Origin of the sequence: Pseudoalteromonas sp. HF66 (assembly GCF_011806445.1) — a bacterium.
GTDB classification, from domain to species: domain Bacteria; phylum Pseudomonadota; class Gammaproteobacteria; order Enterobacterales; family Alteromonadaceae; genus Pseudoalteromonas; species Pseudoalteromonas apostichopi.
The window spans coordinates 58,590-76,001 of the sequence record NZ_JAATOU010000014.1 but is presented as its reverse complement, the minus strand read 5'-3'; the positions used below and the strand labels follow the sequence as shown (position 1 = coordinate 76,001).

The 17,412-nt window shown below is 41.6% G+C and carries 15 protein-coding genes; 7 read left to right on the top strand and 8 right to left on the bottom strand.

Going from position 1 to position 17,412, the window contains the following annotated elements:
- Nucleotides 1-109: 109 nt before the first annotated feature.
- Both HCZ11_RS14180 and rraA read right to left on the bottom strand, forming a co-directional pair.
- Nucleotides 110-1,159 (bottom strand): formimidoylglutamase, encoded by a 1,050-nt coding sequence (locus HCZ11_RS14180; protein ID WP_167658728.1) that lies wholly within the window; start codon nt 1,157-1,159, stop codon nt 110-112.
- A gap of 5 nt (nt 1,160-1,164) precedes the next feature.
- Entirely contained in the window at nt 1,165-1,662 is a 498-nt protein-coding gene (gene rraA / locus HCZ11_RS14175) for a ribonuclease E activity regulator RraA (RefSeq protein WP_054552822.1), read from the bottom strand.
- A 212-nt stretch (nt 1,663-1,874) separates the two neighbouring features.
- On the opposite strand from rraA, the gene HCZ11_RS14170 reads away from it, so the two are divergent.
- From HCZ11_RS14170 to HCZ11_RS14160, 3 genes are all read left to right on the top strand, one after another.
- A complete protein-coding gene (locus HCZ11_RS14170; RefSeq protein ID WP_130049809.1) occupies nt 1,875-2,411 on the top strand; it encodes a phosphatase PAP2 family protein in 537 nt (178 codons plus the stop codon).
- Nucleotides 2,408-3,457, top strand: coding sequence for an MJ1255/VC2487 family glycosyltransferase (locus HCZ11_RS14165; RefSeq protein ID WP_130049808.1), 1,050 nt, complete (start codon nt 2,408-2,410; stop codon nt 3,455-3,457). Before HCZ11_RS14170 ends, HCZ11_RS14165 begins: the two co-directional genes overlap by 4 nt.
- Before the next feature lie 105 nt (nt 3,458-3,562).
- Nucleotides 3,563-5,443 carry a methyl-accepting chemotaxis protein gene (locus HCZ11_RS14160; protein ID WP_167658727.1) on the top strand — a complete coding sequence of 627 codons (1,881 nt, stop codon included), beginning with the start codon at nt 3,563-3,565 and terminating at the stop codon, nt 5,441-5,443.
- A gap of 319 nt (nt 5,444-5,762) precedes the next feature.
- On the opposite strand, the gene HCZ11_RS14155 is transcribed toward HCZ11_RS14160, so the two are convergent.
- From HCZ11_RS14155 to priA, 5 genes are all read right to left on the bottom strand, one after another.
- Complete coding sequence (locus tag HCZ11_RS14155; RefSeq protein ID WP_130049806.1) at nt 5,763-6,137, bottom strand: gamma-butyrobetaine hydroxylase-like domain-containing protein; 375 nt, start codon at nt 6,135-6,137, stop codon at nt 5,763-5,765.
- Between the two features lie 76 nt (nt 6,138-6,213).
- The gene (gene hslU / locus HCZ11_RS14150; RefSeq protein ID WP_130049805.1) at nt 6,214-7,542 is read right to left on the bottom strand and encodes an HslU--HslV peptidase ATPase subunit; all 1,329 of its coding nucleotides are present in this window, start codon (nt 7,540-7,542) and stop codon (nt 6,214-6,216) included.
- Between the two features lie 11 nt (nt 7,543-7,553).
- On the bottom strand, nt 7,554-8,072 hold the full coding sequence (hslV, locus tag HCZ11_RS14145) for an ATP-dependent protease subunit HslV (RefSeq protein ID WP_054552816.1): 519 nt from the start codon (nt 8,070-8,072) through the stop codon (nt 7,554-7,556).
- A gap of 80 nt (nt 8,073-8,152) precedes the next feature.
- Entirely contained in the window at nt 8,153-8,680 is a 528-nt protein-coding gene (locus HCZ11_RS14140) for an SPOR domain-containing protein (RefSeq protein WP_130049804.1), read from the bottom strand.
- A gap of 15 nt (nt 8,681-8,695) precedes the next feature.
- On the bottom strand, nt 8,696-10,876 hold the full coding sequence (gene priA, locus HCZ11_RS14135) for a primosomal protein N' (RefSeq protein WP_167658726.1): 2,181 nt from the start codon (nt 10,874-10,876) through the stop codon (nt 8,696-8,698).
- 233 nt (nt 10,877-11,109) lie between these two features.
- Here priA and rpmE point away from each other — a divergent pair, with 233 nt between their 5' ends.
- Both rpmE and HCZ11_RS14125 read left to right on the top strand, forming a co-directional pair.
- Nucleotides 11,110-11,325: a 50S ribosomal protein L31 gene (gene rpmE / locus HCZ11_RS14130; RefSeq protein ID WP_036973208.1), complete on the top strand. Its 216-nt coding sequence runs from the start codon at nt 11,110-11,112 to the stop codon at nt 11,323-11,325.
- Between the two features lie 572 nt (nt 11,326-11,897).
- Nucleotides 11,898-13,139 carry a malic enzyme-like NAD(P)-binding protein gene (locus HCZ11_RS14125; protein ID WP_130049802.1) on the top strand — a complete coding sequence of 414 codons (1,242 nt, stop codon included), beginning with the start codon at nt 11,898-11,900 and terminating at the stop codon, nt 13,137-13,139.
- Nucleotides 13,140-13,238: 99 nt separating this feature from the next.
- Here the strand turns inward: HCZ11_RS14125 and metJ are convergent, their stop codons facing one another.
- Nucleotides 13,239-13,559: a met regulon transcriptional regulator MetJ gene (gene metJ, locus HCZ11_RS14120; protein ID WP_036973203.1), complete on the bottom strand. Its 321-nt coding sequence runs from the start codon at nt 13,557-13,559 to the stop codon at nt 13,239-13,241.
- Between the two features lie 224 nt (nt 13,560-13,783).
- Between metJ and metB the strand changes: the two genes are divergently transcribed.
- Nucleotides 13,784-15,043, top strand: coding sequence for a cystathionine gamma-synthase (gene metB, locus HCZ11_RS14115; protein WP_167658725.1), 1,260 nt, complete (start codon nt 13,784-13,786; stop codon nt 15,041-15,043).
- Between the two features lie 5 nt (nt 15,044-15,048).
- On the top strand, nt 15,049-17,394 hold the full coding sequence (gene metL, locus HCZ11_RS14110) for a bifunctional aspartate kinase/homoserine dehydrogenase II (protein WP_167658724.1): 2,346 nt from the start codon (nt 15,049-15,051) through the stop codon (nt 17,392-17,394).
- Nucleotides 17,395-17,412: the final 18 nt, after the last annotated feature.

The following is a 17,412-nucleotide window of genomic DNA, read 5'->3' as shown; positions in this document are numbered from 1 at the left end:
TCAGGTTGAAAGTTAGTGAGTTGTTTCGCGCGTCTGACCGCTTCTATGTGTTGAGTATCGCTTCGTTCGACCCGACCTCCCCAAAAATCAGCCGTTACATAGCTTCTTTCTAACTTGCCTCTCTCGCCTGCAAATACGCATTCACCAAGGCTGTGATGATTTGGCCGGCATCGTTCATTCCAGCTTCTAAACCTACTGGGTGTTGCGATGGTGCGCCTTCACATAAATGTAAGTAGTGAGCGGTTGTTTGACTGGCAGCTAAATGCACAAAATGTTCTGCATCACTAACACTGAAACCACAGTTAGTATAAGCACTTACAGGCATTAATGAGATGCTGTCTAGGTCTAATTCTACTCCAAGCGGTGCATTATCAAACTGAGCTAAAGCATGTTTACATGCTGAAGATAAATCGACTTTGCGACGGACCTGAATGTCTTGATAACTATCAAACGTGAAGTTCGCGTGAGTCAGGGCATCCATAATCGCTTGGTTATTTTTAAATTCGTGTAAACCCATGACATGATAATCAGCAAGGTGGTTTTCGCTGTACGCATATCTAAAGCCATTGCCGCTATGACGGCCTTCACACTCTCTGAAATCAGCATGAGGGTCTAAGTTAATAGCGTTCACTGGTTTGCCATGTTGCTTACTAAGGGCACGTAATATGCCCAGGCAGTTGTTATGGCCGCCGCCAATTACAATTGGTTCAAGGCCTGCTGCAAAAATCATTGCAAGTACTTGCTCAACGCGAGTGTCGATATCGCCGCACAGTTCACGAAGTTTGGCTAAGTCTGCTTCGTTTTTATTATCAAGGTTAATAGCCTGTTGGTTTAAATCGTCAAGGTCAACTTCGCCAAGTAGCAGCACACGTTCATGATTTAAAAACTGATTATGCGTTTGGTTTAAAAAGCGTTTTAAAAAAGCCTGCCATGCTTGCCCAGAGCCACCATTGCCTAAGTTAGCTCGAGGTCCAATATCTTCACATACGCCAACTAAAACATAGCGAATACCGAATTGTTTTGCATCGATGAGGGCTTGTGGGGCATTAACTTGAGTGTCGAGAAGGGCAAGGGCTTGCCAAGCTTTAAGTTCGTTAGCGCGGCGAGCACATAAGTGCCTCACCGCCGCTTCATCATAAATTTTAAGGTAATTTGTCACCGAGATTAGTCTTCTATTATTTCTAACTCTAATTCTTCAGCAGATAATATAATACCGGTGCTATCAGCGTAAACAAAGTCGTCATCAAAGAAAGATACGCCTGCGAAGTTAACGCCAATGCCATCTTCACCTGCACCTTCACTATCTGCAGCAACAGGAATAGACGCAATTGCTTGAATGCCTAGGTCTAGCTCTTCAAGTTCATCAACATGGCGAATTGCACCGTAAACGATAATGCCTTGCCAGTTGTTTTCTAATGCGATTTCAGCCAGCTCTATATCAATAAGGGCGCGTCGGGTTGAGCCACCACCATCAATCAATAACACGCTGTCGGTACCATCGGTTGATAAAATCTCGCGGATCAGCTCGTTATTTTCAAAGCATTTAACGGTTTTGACTCGACCACTAAAGCTTGGGCGTCCACCAAAATTGATAAACATTGGTTCGAGCACATCAACCACATCTGCAAAGTGGTCGCATAAATCAGAAGTGCTGTAATCCATTTTTTCATCCTCTAAAGAGACTGTCTGTTTAGTACTCAGTATACCCTGATACAACTCAATAACAACGACTTAATAGTGGTTTATTAGTTTAAATCAAAGGAATCTCGTTATCGCAACATTAGTGTCTCAAAAGCGTCACCTAATTGTTATTTTTAGCGCCTAAGCTGAGATGAGTATAAAAATTAGACGCAAAGTATGATAAGGAGCTCACCATGGCAAACAACATACTTACTAAATTGGCAAAAGTGGATGAACAGCTGTTTTTAAGTGTGTTTAACGATGCTTCGCCAATTTGGCTCAGAAGATCAGCGCTCGGGTTTTCGAAAAGTGGCGATGGCGGACTTTACGTAATGTTGTTTTTTGGTTTTTGGTGGTTTACCGAGCAGCTGCATTTTCAGCAACTTGCGATGAGTATATTGGTGGGCTTTGCAATTGAGCGGCCTATTTACTTTTTAGCTAAAAAGCGGATTGCGCGGGTAAGGCCTTGCGATTGCTTAGTGCAAGGCGCTTATTTAGTACCAAGTGATCAGTTTAGCTTACCGTCAGGACATAGTGCAGGGGCATTTGTGGTGGCGACTATTTTGACTATGTATTTTCCTGAATTTGCTGTGCTGTGGTTGATGTGGGCATCAGGGGTGGCGGCATCAAGGGTGATTATTGGTGTGCATTACCCCGCTGATGTAGTGATTGGTGCAGTGATGGGATCAAGTTGTGCAGTATTAGCAGTGATGGTGGTGGAATCTATATGAGAATTTTGTACGGTATTCAAGGTACGGGTAATGGACATATTACTCGAGCTCGAGTGATGGCAACAACTTTTAAAGCGTTGGGAGTCGATGTTGACTATGTGTTCTCGGGCCGTAAAGAACAAGACTACTTTGATATGGACGAGTTTGCTGATTATCGAGCTTTTCGCGGCTTGTCGTTTACCAGCAAATCGGGGCAAGTTGATAGCTTTAAAACATTAAAAAATGCGCGCCCACTTCAGCTTATAAGAGATATAAAAAACCTTGATTTGCGTCACTATGATTTAGTTTTTAATGACTTTGAACCAATCACCGCGTGGGCTGCTAAACAGCAAGGTATCCCTGTTATTGGTATGAGCCACCAAGCTGCATTTTTATCTGATAAAGTACCGATGTTTGGCCGTGCCTTCTTTCGCCGTGCGCTGATCCGTAACTATGCGCCAGCCAGTGTTTATTTAGGTGTCCATTGGCAACCCTATGCAGAGAACATAATTCCGCCATTTATTGCCAATCATCATCATGATAACCCGGTTATGGTCGAAAATAAGGTATTGGTTTACCTGCCTTTTGAGAATCTAGACAGTGTAGTTGAGTACTTAAAAGACTTTCCTGAACGTGAGTTTTATTGTTATCACCCTGATGCGCAAGATTGTTCAATCGGGAATATTCATTTGCGGGCTCCCTCACGCGTTGGGTTTTTAAATGACCTAGCCAATGCTGGTGGTGTAATTGGTAACGCCGGGTTTGAACTTGCAAGTGAAGCATTGCAGCTTGGTAAAAAGTTATTGTTAAAACCGCTTGGTAAGCAATTTGAGCAGGGGATTAATGCGCAGACTTTATTGTCGATGGGAGCTGCACATGTAATGAGCTATTTAAACCCTAATGCGATGGATGATTGGTTGCAATCTCCACAGAACAAAAAACTCAATTTTCCCAGCGATCCAGCGCCCTTGGTTGATTGGTTGCAAAAAAAACAATGGGGAAAACTGGAACAATTACATAAAAACCTATGGCAAAAGGTTGATTTAGAAGAAAAGCTGATTGTTTAAAGGTACCTTATACTGGAAAATGCACGGCAAATTTAACCACTTTTTATTAGCTGCTTTAAATAGTTTAGCTATACTTTAAATGCATGTTTCTATAAGGCACTTTGAATGAATGTATTACAAAACTTAACTATTAAGCGTCGTTTACAGTTAAACGCGCTCGTTGTTGGTCTTGCAATGATTGTGATGCTGTGTGTAATCATCTTTGAGTCGCGCATGATGCTTAAGCTCAACGAAACAATTCAAAATGCGGAGGAGCTCGACATTCATGAACTTGCGATGCGTAAGCATGAAAAAAACTTTTTGTTTTACAAAGATGTCGATAGCCTTGAGCTTTTTGAGAAAGAGTATTCGCAGCTAAAAATTAAAATGGCGAGACTAGACGAGTTAGTGAAAGATTTGTCGATGGACTCATCTAATCTAAATGAATTTAGACGTCTTGCGAAAACTTATTACGATGACTTCAATGAAGTTGTGGAACTACAAAAGAAAATTGGCTTACACCCTAAAGATGCACTTTATGGTGATTTACGTGGTGCGGTGCATCAAGTAGAAACATTATTAAGTGAGCGCGAAAACTATAAATTACTAGCTTTAATGCTACAGCTTCGCCGCGCAGAAAAAGACTTTATGTTGCGCTTTGACTTAAAATATCTGAGTAAATTTAACGATTTAGTCACAAACTTCCAATCAGAAATTAAAAATGCTGGATTCGATGCAAATTACGAAAATCAATTAATTAATTTGCTTGCGACTTATCAAAGTAAATTTAAGGCTTTAGTTGATGCACAAGTTGCCTTAGGTCTGGATTTAGATTCAGGTGCACTCGGTGAGATGAAACACAGTGTTGGACTCAGTGATGCTATTGTTACAGAGCTGACAGATCAAACAAAGGCCTTCGTCGAATCAAGTGCAGCCACTGCGCAGCTAATTGCACTCATTGTATTTATTATTGCGAGCATTTTAGTGATGGTATTAGTTTACTTTACTAGCCGCTCAATTATTCAGCCTATTGAACGTGTGTACCACACGATTAACGAGATTCGTCGTAATAACGACTTAAGCATGTCGATTACTCAATCAGGTAAAGATGAAATCACCACTATGACGATCGACTTTAATAGTTTGATTAGTGATTTCAAAAAGCTTATTTATGAGGTAAATACAGCGCTAAGTACCCTTAATGTGGCTACAGAGCATTTATCTGAAACGACAGCAGCAACCAGTTCAGGTATGCAAGAACAACTTCATGAAGCCGATATGGTTGCCACAGCGGCGACTGAAATGCAGGCGACGATTCAAGATATCTCGCACAACACTGAAGCTGCAGCGAAAAAAGCTGAGTCAACTAACTTAAGTGCGCAGCAAGGCCGTTCAGAAGTTGAATCAACAGTGGTGCAAATTAATCACTTATCCGATTCACTTGGTAATGCCTCAAGTGTGGTTTCACAGTTAGAAAAAGACGCCGAAACAATAGGCTCTGTACTTGATGTTATTCGTGGCATTGCTGAGCAAACAAATTTACTGGCACTCAATGCGGCAATTGAAGCAGCACGTGCTGGCGAGCAAGGTCGAGGCTTTGCGGTGGTTGCTGATGAAGTACGTTCACTTGCGCAGCGTACTCAAGACTCAACTCAAGAGATCGAGAGTATCATTTCAACCTTACAAGGGCGCACTCAAGAAGTGGTGAGCATTATGCAGCAATGTCGTACACAAGGTGGCGAAAGTGCAGCACAGGCAACTAAAGCCGGTGAGTTACTGCGCTCAATCACCGAAGATGTTCAAACCATTATGGATATGAGTACTCATATCGCTACAGCAATTGATGAGCAAAGCCAAGTGGCTTCTGAGGTGAACAAAAACGTGGTACGTATTCGTGATATCGCTCAAGAGGCATCAGGCCATGCGGCAACTAACGCACAAACTAGCGAAGAAGTGTCTGAGCAAGCGCGTGTACTTTATCAGGCAATAGATAAGTTTAAAGTTTAATGAGTATACCCAAGCCACCCCAAGATGCAGAGTTCAGCGTTTCACAGGTGATTAATATCAAGGCGTTACTTTGCAAGAGTCAGTCCCTTTTAAGAAGTAACAAGGATGAGAGTAAGTTCCTGTGAAGCGCCCAACGGGTTGGTTTAAAAGCGATTTATACTGCGTTATTGATTTGAACAATAGAACAACTATTACTTGCAATCAATGCCTTGCCTAAATCGCTTTTAATTCCAACTGAAACTCGCATCTTGAGGTGGTTTGGGTATATAAAAAAAGCGCGGTGACGGTGTCGTCATCGCGCTTTTTTGTTTTACAAATATTAAGGCACGAACTTAATAGGCACACTGTCCTTATTTGCTTCGTGCTCGGTGACTCTAGCTTGGTATTGCTGCCAAAGCTCGTCATGGTTAGCATGTAGCTCGCTAAGATAGTGCCAGCTAAATAAACCGCTATTATGATTGTCGCTAAATACCAGTCGAATTGCATAATGACCAACAGGCTCAATCTTGCTAATTCCTACTTGCTGCTTATCAAGCACTAGTTTCATCGGCTCATTACCATGTCCTTGTACTTCAGCTGAAGGTGAGTGAACACGCAAAAATTCAGCACTAAATTGAGCAATAGTCTGATCATCAAAATGAACATCTAATACTTTGCTAACGCTGTGATAATGCACTTTAGTGACTTCTTTCATGTGAGCCTCGTATGTACGATTTATAAACTAAAAAGCCTCCAACTGGAGGCTTTTGATTATAACGCTAAATTGTTGATTAAAGAATGAAGCGACTCAAATCTTCATCTTCAACAAGTGCACCTAAATGCTGCTCAACGTAGTTGGCATCAATTGTCAGTGTTGAACCTGCTTTTTCTGAGGCATCAAATGAAATTTCTTCCATTAGTTTTTCCATCACTGTGTGTAAGCGACGTGCACCGATGTTTTCGGTTTTTTCATTTACTTGCCAAGCCGCTTTCGCAATGCGTTCAATGGCATCATCTGTAAACTCAACCTCAACTTGTTCTGTTTTTAACAGCTCACGTTGTTGCTCTGTCAATGAAGCGTGAGGCTCAGTTAAGATACGTTTAAAGTCATCAGCACTAAGCGCTTCAAGCTCAACACGAATTGGTAAACGACCTTGCAGCTCTGGGATCATGTCTGATGGTTTAGCCATTTGGAATGCGCCTGATGCGATAAACAACATGTGGTCTGTTTTAACCATGCCGTGTTTAGTGCTTACCGTTGAGCCTTCGATTAATGGTAGTAAATCGCGTTGTACACCTTCACGGCTAACATCTGGGCCAGAAGCTTCACCACGTTTACAGATTTTATCGATTTCATCGATAAAAACGATACCGTTTTGCTCTACCGCGAAGATAGCTTGCTCTTTTAACTCTTCAGGATTAACAAGTTTTGCGGCTTCTTCTTCAACTAATAGTTTGAATGCTTCTTTGATCTTCAGCTTACGCTTGCTGCGCTTATCACCACCCATATTTTGGAACATGCTTTGTAGCTGGTTGGTCATTTCTTCCATACCAGGAGGAGCCATGATCTCAACATTTGGTTGTGCTTGTGCAACATCGATATCAATTTCTTTGTCGTCTAATTGGCCTTCACGTAATTTCTTACGGAAAGATTGACGAGTAGAAGAGTTCTCTTCTGTTTTTGACTCACCAAATGTATCGCGTGCTGGTGGTAAAAGAGCATCTAAAATGCGTTCTTCTGCCGCCTCTTCAGCGCGGTGTTTAAATTTTTTAGTTTGTTGTTCACGTGTCATTTTAATTGAAATATCAACTAAATCACGGATGATCGTTTCAACTTCTTTACCAACATAGCCCACTTCAGTGAACTTGGTTGCTTCAACTTTAATGAAAGGGGCATTAGCAAGTTTGGCTAAGCGGCGAGCAATCTCAGTTTTACCCACACCAGTAGGACCAATCATTAAAATATTTTTTGGTGTTACTTCAGCGCGTAAATCGTCGCTCAGTTGCATACGGCGCCAGCGATTACGTAGCGCGATTGAAACTGCTTTTTTAGCTTTAGCTTGGCCAATAATATGTTGATCAAGCTCGTGAACGATTTCTCTTGGCGTCATCTCAGACATGGCAGTTCCTATTACAATTCTTCAATAGTTTGGAAATTATTCGTGAATACACAGATATTGCCTGCAATTGTTAGGCTTTTCTCTACAATGTCACGTGCACTTAGGTCGGTATTTTCTAGTAGCGCTGTGGCTGCTGATTGTGCGAAGTTACCACCACTGCCAATCGCAATTAGGTCGTTTTCTGGCTGCACAACATCACCGTTACCTGTGATAATTAATGAAGCAGTTTCGTCTGCGACTGCTAATAGTGCTTCGAGCTTTCTAAGTGCGCGATCACTACGCCAATCTTTGGCCATTTCTACGGCAGCCTTAGTCAGGTTACCTTGGTGCATTTCTAGTTTGCTTTCAAATCGTTCGAAAAGGGTGAAGGCATCAGCAGTACCGCCAGCGAAACCAGCGATTACTTTGCCATTATAAAGACGTCGAACTTTGCGGGCGTTGCCCTTCATTACGGTATTACCAAGTGAAACTTGGCCGTCGCCACCAATAACGACCTTGTCGTCGCGGCGTACACTTACAATAGTGGTCATGATTATTCCTCATCATCGAGCGGCGAAGCCGCTCGTAAAAAGCGATTGATGAGGTGTTTATATGGGTGAATGAACTAAAATCAAGTCCAAAGCCAAATTCCGCAGCCCATTATTTTGATGCGTTTAAGTTTATTCTTGTCACTTTCGGCTAAACGTTTGGTTTCGTAAGGGCCTAAGCGCACTTTATACCAAATACCATTACTGCCTTGTGTTTTCTTTACCTCGGCAACTAAGCCTGCAAAAGCGATTTTTGCTTTTAATGTTTGTGCTTGTGCCATGGTTCTAAAAGAGCCGCATTGCATTACATAAGGGCCTTTTTGTTCAATCTCTTTGACCTCGACTTGAACTTCATGCTCTTTAATCTCCTTAATGAACTCAGGCGTTTTAGGAGGCGGAATGATAGCTTCTTCTTTTTTAACTGGGTTTGCTTGCTGCTCTACTAACTCAGGATCGGCATTATGTTTGATATACCACAAGCCGTAACCAAACCCGCCTACTAAGATAAGCGCAATTAAAACAAGAAAAATTGGGAAGGGCTTTTTTGCCGGGGCTTGTTTTTTATTATTTCGATTTGCTGGTTTTTTATTTATGTAATCGTGTTGTGCCATGATTCTTAATTGGCCTTAAATCATATCTATAGGATCAACATCTAGGCTCCAACGCACCTTTTGCGCTAATTTACTAGTACTTATATAGTCAACCATCTGCGCTAAATATTGGTGTAAGTGAGAGCGTTCCTGCGCCTGAATATGTAATTGAAAGCGATATTTACCTGCTACACGTTCCAGTGGCGCAGGTATCGGACCAAGCAATTGTATACCAGATACGTTCTGGACAGGAACCAAATCAGTTAAAAAATCGACCACTTGATTAATGTTATGCCCTTCTGCACGAACCATGGCCATATTAGTGACAGGTGGAAGCTGCGCATCTTCTCGCTCTGTGAGTGCATAGCGGGCAAAATCTTGGTAACCATTATTTACTAGGTCTTGTAGTAGTGGATGCTCAGGAAAGTGAGTTTGCAGTAATACTTGCCCTGGCTCACCACTTCGCCCAGCACGGCCTGCCACTTGTGTAACTAGCTGTGCTAAATGCTCTGTCGCGCGAAAGTCACAGGAATATAAACCACTATCGACATCTAAGATTAAAACGAGACTCACATCGGCAAAGTGGTGGCCTTTTGCCAACATTTGCGTACCGACTAAGATACGAGCACCACCTTGATTAATATCATCAAGTGCTTTCTCTAAGCTGCCTTTACGACGGGTTGAGTCGCGGTCAATACGACTAATCGGAATATCAGCGAAGGTTTGTGTTAAAAACTCTTCAATTTGCTCAGTGCCTTTACCATTTGGAAAAATCTGCGTGCTGCCACAATCTGGACACTGATGGGGCACCTGATGTTGCTCACCACAGTGGTGACAAATCATTTGGCCAATGGCTTTATGAAAGGTTGCGCTAGTGCTACAACGTGAGCACTCACTTAGCCAACCACACTCATGACATATGAGGGTAGGTGAAAAACCTCGGCGGTTTAAAAACACCATCACTTGCTTGCCTCGCTCTAAATGTTGACGCATATAGGCAAGGCTGGCATGGGCAATACCAGCTTGTTCTGGTTGGCCTTTCATATCGATTAATTGGAACTGATTATCAGTGCTGGTTTGGGCGCGTTCAGTAAGACTCAATAACTGATATTTGTTATTAATTGCTTTGTGTAAGGTTTCAAGTGCCGGTGTGGCGCTACCTAAAACCAGTGGAATATTATGCTGGTATGCTCTATAAGCGGCTAAATCTCTGGCATGATAACGTAACGTGTCTTGCTGTTTAAACGAGCTGTCGTGCTCTTCATCAACAATGATCATCCCAAGCGATAAAAAGGGTAAGAAAATACTCGAACGTGTACCGATCACTATGGCACAACTGCCTTTTTCACAGAAACGCCAGGTTTGTAAGCGTTCATTGTCTGTTAGTGCTGAATGCCATAGCATTATTGGTGTATCAGGAAATCGGCGACGAAAACGGTTAACGGTTTGAGGTGTTAAGCCAATTTCGGGCACTAATACTAAGGCTTGTTGACCTTTTTTAAGTACTTCTTCTAGGCATTGCAAATACACTTCAGTTTTACCACTTCCGGTAACCCCTTCAAGTAAAAAGCTAGTAAAGCCGCAAGCTTGATTAATGCTTGTACAGGCAACGGCTTGCTCTTTATTAAGAATTGGTTTGTTTCCAACGGTCGGCACGCGTTGCTGCCATTGGTTATCATGTTCGATAAACTGAGTGATCAATTCTTTATCGAGTAGGCCGTCGATGGTTTTTTTTGTAAATCCGAGTGCTTTTAATTCAGTAACAGATGATTTGCCCGATTCGGCTAGCTGCTTTAATAAACTCAACTGGGTTTTTGCTTTTAGTGATGGAAGCTTTGCGCCTTTATCGGTCAGCTCAACCATATTAATACTGGTTTTATCTGGACATTCGCCTTGTCTTAAAGCAGCCGGAAGTGCCGTATGAATGGTTTCACCCAATGGGTAACAGTAGTAGCGGGCAGTAAATTTTAGCAAGGCTAGATGCTGCTCTGATAAAACTGGTGTGTCGTCTATTACATCAATAATAGCTTTAATTTTGTCTGCAGGAACTTCTGTTGATGTTTTTATAGCGAGTACCACAGCGACCTTTTTTTGACTGCCAAATGGCACACGAACTCGCATACCTGGCTTTAAGTCAGGGCTATGCAGCAGCTGTTCAACTTTATAATCGAAGGTACGCTGTAAAGGGACTTTTATGGCAACTTCTACAAAGTGCATAACAACTCAACTGAAACAAAGATAGAAGGATAATGTACTAAAATTACTGTTAAAAACCTACCAACAAATACTGAACAACAGGCCACTTGATTATTTTTTTAGCGAAAGATGCATTTAAAGCTTGTCGCAAGGTCACTTGAGCTATAAAATACGCGGCCTATTAATTGTATTAACTGCGTATGGTGCCAGACTTCGGGTTTGGAGAGCGATACGGCCTTAACTAGAGGTTCCCTATGAAAGAAGGTATTCACCCTAAGTACGAAGCTATCACTGCAACTTGTTCATGTGGTAACAAATTCGAAACTAGCTCAACTCTTTGTAAAGACATCCACTTAGACGTATGTTCTGAGTGTCACCCGTTTTACACTGGTAAGCAAAAGATTCTAGACACTGGCGGCCGTGTTGATCGTTTCAACAAGCGCTTCGGTGCACTTAGCAGCAAGAAGTAATTTCTGCTGTTTAGTTAAAAGAAGCACCTTAGGGTGCTTTTTTTATACCTAAAATTCATTAAGTATACTTTGAACTCATCACTAACTTACCATCTTCACTTATTTCTTTTGCATAACTATTTCTGAGTGTTATGCCCACTATGTCGCTAATTGTGCAGACAAAGTGTAAACCCTTGACTATATTCTTTTTTGTATAAATGCATACCAATCCGCAATAATACTTAATTAAGCGTATTGGTATCTAAAAGTTATTAAAAATAATAATTTTAAATAATTTCGTAATTAAATGCTGTGAACTTCGTTGAAATGGCGGTTTTAGGTTAATTTCGGCTATTTGCAGTGTTCGTGCATACAAAATACAAAAACACGTGCTTAAAAGGCCATAAATAGGTGAATTTTTATGTCTAATTAATCGCAACTATGCACAGAAATTGTGGGGAAATCCTTTAAAATTAAGCGATATAGCTTATAACAGGATAGACCTGATAATACTTGGAATTTTTATACATTACAGGTATCGTACTGATGCAAGCTCTCTCACTTTTTAACTTTTTGCAGGATACTATCGCGTTATGTCAGATTTTCGTGAACAAGCATTACATTACCACGCTCACCCCGTTCCAGGTAAAATTAGTGTTGAACTAACCAAGCCAGCCGAAACGGTTAACGATCTCGCTTTAGCTTATAGCCCAGGTGTGGCTGAACCGGTCCGCGAAATTGCTGCTGATCCAGCAAATGCCTATAAGTACACAGGTAAAGGTAACATGGTTGCGGTTATTTCAAACGGTACCGCAATTTTAGGTTTAGGTAACTTAGGTCCGCTTGCATCAAAACCTGTAATGGAAGGTAAAGCCTTATTATTCAAACGTTTTGCTGGCCTTGATTCAATTGATATTGAAGTAAAACACCGCACAACAGAAGATTTCATCAATACGGTTGCTAATATTGCTGATACCTTTGGTGGTATCAACTTAGAAGATATTAAAGCACCAGAATGTTTTGAAATCGAAAAAGCGCTTATTGAACGCTGTGATATTCCCGTTTTCCATGATGACCAGCATGGTACAGCTATTGTTACTGCTGCCGGTATGCTTAATGCCCTTGAAGTACAAGGTAAAGATATCGAAGATGCCATTATTGTATGTTTAGGTGCCGGTGCTGCCGCAGTTGCTTGTATGGAGCTTTTAATTAAATGTGGCGCACTACGTGAGCACATCTATATGCTTGACCGTAAAGGTGTGATCCATACTCGTCGTGATGACTTAAACGAGTATAAGCAACTATTCGCTAATAATACTGATAAGCGTACATTACAAGATGTTATTGCTGATGCTGATGTATTCGTTGGTGTATCAGGTCCTAACCTATTAACTGCAGATGATCTTAAGCTAATGGCTGATAAACCAGTCGTGTTTGCGTGTTCAAACCCAGATCCTGAGATTGCACCAGAAGTTGCGCACAGTGCACGTAACGATTTAATTATGGCTACGGGTCGTTCAGACTTCCCTAATCAAGTAAATAACGTGCTTTGCTTCCCGTTTATTTTCCGCGGTGCGCTTGATGTGCGTGCAACGGCAATTAATGATGAAATGAAAATTGCGGCAGTACACGCTATTCGTGGTATCGCTAAAGAGTCTGTACCAAATGAAGTACTGAAAGCGGCTGGTGTTGAGTCACTAGAGTTTGGTGCTGAGTACATCATTCCTAAGCCAATGGACCCGCGTTTATTACCTCGTATTGCACGTGCTGTTGCTGAAGCTGCAGTGGAGTCAGGTGTAGCGCAAATCGAGATGCCAGAAGATTACATGCGTTAAACTTAATTACTCAAATTGTATAACGCTAATAAAAAACTCAGCCTTGGCTGAGTTTTTTTATATCTGCGATTATCGGCGGTGATCCGATGGCCGAAATACTTATTCTGAATCAAGCACTGGGATATCTAACCCCATTTCTTGCATAATTCTTTTAACTTCTTCAGGTACCTTTTCAGGGTTGTCTTTACGAAGGTCGTCATCATTTGGTAATGGTTGACCTGTAAAAGCATGTAAGAAAGCTTCACACAATAACTCGCTGTTCGTCGCATGACGCAGGTTATTGATCTGGCGGCGTGTACGCTCGTCAGTTAATACTTTTAATACGTTAAGTGGGATTGATACGGTAATCTTTTTTACTTGTTCTGATTTTTTACCGTGTTCTGCATATGGGTGAATGTATTCACCGTTCCATTTAGCCATAAGTTGTTTCGTTGCCTCGGTTGTCAGTGATTTACGCCTTATTCACAGCGCAAGATGCGGAAATTCTATCTCTTTAAAAAAGATAGTCAAATACTAGTTATTTAGCCATCTAGTGGTGTAAATGTATAAACTTCTATGTGTGAGCGATAAATGCTTTGACTTCTCATATTTGATCATCTAACCTTTTAGACGTCTAAACATCCAGTTCAGGAATAGGTGATGAAATGAGCGATAAAAATAAAGCGACGATTACTGTTCGTCACGGCATCGAAGCCGATAAACATCATGGCGCGGTTGTACCGCCAATTTACTTATCAACCACCTATTCATTTGCTGATTTTGATACTAAGCGCCAGTATGACTATGGCCGCAGCGGTAACCCGAATCGCGATATCTTAGCTGAAACCTTAGCTGAACTTGAAGGTGGCGCTAGAGGTATTATTACTGCAACAGGTATGTCAGCAGTGCATTTAGCGACTCAGCTATTAAACAGTGACGACACCTTAGTGATCCCACATGACTGCTATGGTGGTAGTTATCGTTTATTCACTTCGCTTGAAAAGCGTGGCCTGTTAAAACTAAAAGTTTTGGATTTAACGAAATCTGAAAATCTCCAAGAAATTTTATCGATTAAACCTAAGTTGATTTGGATAGAAACGCCAAGTAATCCAATCTTGCGTTTAACAGATATTAAAGCAATCACTAGTATTGCTAAGCAGTGTGATGCTTTAGTTGCGGCTGATAACACCTTCTTATCACCTGCGCTGCAAAACCCAATTGAGTTTGGTGTTGATATTGTTGTTCACTCAACTACTAAATATATTAATGGTCACTCTGATGTGGTTGGCGGTGCGGTGATTGCTGCTACGCAAGAGCTAGGTGATGAGCTTGCTTGGTGGGCAAATAATATCGGTATTACTGGTGCACCATTTGACAGTTACTTAACGCTTCGTGGTTTACGTACTTTAAATGTGCGTTTAAAGCAGCATCAAGAAAATGCTTTTGCGATTGCGGAGTATTTAGAAAACTCTCCTTTTGTAAGCCAAGTTTATTATCCAGGCCTTGCTTCTCACCCACAACATGAGCTTGCTAAAGCACAGCAACGTGGTTTTGGTGGCATGGTGAGCTTTGATATTAAAGGCGACATTAACGATGCTGCAGCGTTTTTAACCAGTCTTAAAGACTTTAGCCTTGCAGAGTCGTTAGGTGGGGTAGAAAGCTTGATTTGTCACCCTGCAACAATGACCCACGCAGGCATGGAGCCTAAAGCGCGCCTTGAAGCCGGTGTGGGCGATACTTTGATCCGTATTTCTGTAGGCATTGAAGATGTAAAAGATCTTATCGCAGATTTAGACCGTGTTTTCAATTTAGTAAAACCAGGTCAAGGCCAGCAAGCTGCTAAAGCTGAAGTAAAACAAACACAGCAAGATACACAACAAAACGCGTCATTTAAGTTAACGCCTGCGCATACGGCATTGTGGTAGAAGAGATGGTAAATATTGTTCATAAATTTGGTGGCTCAAGCTTAAGCTCTGCAGATCGTTATCATGCGGTAGCTAACATCGTTCTAGCGAATACAGAGCAGGGTGACTGTGTGGTTGTGTCGGCATCAGGTAAAACAACCGATACTCTAGTAAAACTTTGGCAAAGTTACCAGCAGCAAGATAGGCAAGCTGTTAACGATATTTTATTGCTTATTGATAACAATCAACGAGCCTTAATTGAGCAATTACTTACAGGCCAGAATAAACAACAGGCGTTGGCGCAGCTAAATGATGAGCTTGCGGTTTTAAATGAATTAATTAGTCAACAGCAGTTACTTGAGGCGCCTTTACTTGCCCATGGTGAAGTATGGTCGGCGCGCTTGTTGGCCGCTTACCTAAATCAGCTCGGTGTCGCTGCGCAAGATGTTGATGCAAGGCAGTTATTTACTTTAAATGACGGGCAACTATTACATCAAAAAAATCAGCAGCAATGCACAAGTATAATTAGTAAGTCACACATAAACGTAGTAACGGGCTTTATAGCTGTGGATTGCCAAGGCAATACGGTTACATTAGGGCGCAACGGCAGTGATTACAGTGCGACGTTACTGGCCAGTTATACTTTTGCGAAACAAGTGTCTATATGGACCGATACACAAGGCGTGTTTAGTACAGATCCTCGTAAAGTTAAAAATGCGCTTAAATATGCCAAGGTTTGTCGCGAGCAAGCTAACTTATTAGCACGTTTAGGTAATCCTGTACTGCATGCTAAGACGTTATCGCCGTTAAAAGGCACCGAGATCAAGCTAGTTGTTAGAAGTAGCTTTGATTGCGATGCAACGCCAACCGAAGTAGTAAAAGAAGGCTATAGCAAAGCAAAACGTTTTATTACTACCTTAGATAACATCGATTTATTACGGGTTGATAAACTTAGTAGTGGTGAAGTAGGTGAACTAAGCCAGTTAATCCAGCACAGCCTGCACCACTTTACTAAAGATGGCGATACTTACTTATTAGTGCCAGGCCAAAGCACTCATCAGGTTGTAGGCCACTTAGCGGGTCGCGCCAATATTGTTGAGTCTAATTTAAGTGGTTGTGCAGTGGTTGCACCAACAACTGATGTAATTACGCTTACAGATCAAGCGACAGCGCTTTTAAAAGAGCAAAGCATTCATCCTCGTTTTGTACAACAAGATGATAACTATGTGTTGATCTTAAATGACCAGGCAATTGATAGTGATGTTTTAACTCTTCTACATGACAAATTAGTCAACAAAGGCCAAGAGCTGGCCATTATCGTTGCTGGTCTTGGTAATGTGGGTGAGGTGTTCTTATCGCAACTACAAGCTCAGTTTGCTCGTTTATCTGCTCAGTATAAAGTAAAAGTTGTTGCTCTTTTACGCTCAAAGCAAATGCTTTTTAGTGCCAGTGGTTTAAATACTGAAACATGGCAAGAGCAATGGCACAACGAAGCGCAAAGCTACAACAAAGCTGAGTTATTAGCACGTATCAATGAGCTTGATTATGAACACAAAGTAGTGATTGATATTACAGCCAGTGAGGCCTTTAGTCAGTTTTATCCTGATTTTATAGAACTTAACTGCCATTTGATCAGTGCAAACAAATATGCTGGCACCGCCGCCAGTAGTTGGTATCAAACATTACGTAATAATTTAGCCGAGCGAAATTTATTGTGGCGCTATAACACCAGTGTGGGGGCAGGTTTACCAATTAATTTTGCTTTAGCTGATTTACAAAATAGTGGTGACAGAATTAACCGTATTGAAGGGGTATTTTCAGGTACCTTGTCATGGTTATGCAGCAGCTATGATGGCAGTGTGCCGTTTTCAGATTTAGTGCTTCAAGCTCAGCATATGGGCTATACAGAGCCAGATCCTCGTGAAGATTTATCTGGCCGCGATATGCAGCGTAAACTGCTAATTTTAGCGCGAGATCTCGGTCTTGATTTAGAGCTTGATGACATTGCTTTAACTCCACTCATGCCTGAAGCGTTAGCAATAGGTAGCTGGCAAGATTTTCTTGCAAATAAGCAGCTACTCGATGATTTTATGACTGAAAAAGCAAACTTGGCTGCAGCTGAAGATAAAGTTGTGCGCTATACCGGTGCTATTACATTAGTAGATGGTAAGGTCAAAGCACAAGTTGGCTTAGTCAATGTTGGCAAAGATGATGTACTAGCAGGTCTTAAACCGGGCGATAATATCTTTGTAATTAATTCACAGTGGTATTTAGATAATGCATTGGTGATCCAAGGCCCTGGAGCGGGCAAAGAGGTCACCGCAGCGGGGATTCACTCAGATCTTTATTGGTTAATGAATAACCTAAAATAATTTTGCTGATCTTAGTTT

What these genes read in the sequence shown, in the direction of transcription:
- rraA (WP_054552822.1), bottom strand. Translation starts at nt 1,662, where the DNA reads ATGGATTACAGCACTTCTGATTTATGCGACCACTTTGCAGATGTGGTT.
- HCZ11_RS14170 (WP_130049809.1), top strand. Translation starts at nt 1,875, where the DNA reads ATGGCAAACAACATACTTACTAAATTGGCAAAAGTGGATGAACAGCTG.
- HCZ11_RS14165 (WP_130049808.1), top strand. Translation starts at nt 2,408, where the DNA reads ATGAGAATTTTGTACGGTATTCAAGGTACGGGTAATGGACATATTACT.
- HCZ11_RS14160 (WP_167658727.1), top strand. Translation starts at nt 3,563, where the DNA reads ATGAATGTATTACAAAACTTAACTATTAAGCGTCGTTTACAGTTAAAC.
- HCZ11_RS14155 (WP_130049806.1), bottom strand. Translation starts at nt 6,137, where the DNA reads ATGAAAGAAGTCACTAAAGTGCATTATCACAGCGTTAGCAAAGTATTA.
- hslU (WP_130049805.1), bottom strand. Translation starts at nt 7,542, where the DNA reads ATGTCTGAGATGACGCCAAGAGAAATCGTTCACGAGCTTGATCAACAT.
- hslV (WP_054552816.1), bottom strand. Translation starts at nt 8,072, where the DNA reads ATGACCACTATTGTAAGTGTACGCCGCGACGACAAGGTCGTTATTGGT.
- HCZ11_RS14140 (WP_130049804.1), bottom strand. Translation starts at nt 8,680, where the DNA reads ATGGCACAACACGATTACATAAATAAAAAACCAGCAAATCGAAATAAT.
- priA (WP_167658726.1), bottom strand. Translation starts at nt 10,876, where the DNA reads ATGCACTTTGTAGAAGTTGCCATAAAAGTCCCTTTACAGCGTACCTTC.
- rpmE (WP_036973208.1), top strand. Translation starts at nt 11,110, where the DNA reads ATGAAAGAAGGTATTCACCCTAAGTACGAAGCTATCACTGCAACTTGT.
- HCZ11_RS14125 (WP_130049802.1), top strand. Translation starts at nt 11,898, where the DNA reads ATGTCAGATTTTCGTGAACAAGCATTACATTACCACGCTCACCCCGTT.
- metJ (WP_036973203.1), bottom strand. Translation starts at nt 13,559, where the DNA reads ATGGCTAAATGGAACGGTGAATACATTCACCCATATGCAGAACACGGT.
- metB (WP_167658725.1), top strand. Translation starts at nt 13,784, where the DNA reads ATGAGCGATAAAAATAAAGCGACGATTACTGTTCGTCACGGCATCGAA.
- metL (WP_167658724.1), top strand. Translation starts at nt 15,049, where the DNA reads ATGGTAAATATTGTTCATAAATTTGGTGGCTCAAGCTTAAGCTCTGCA.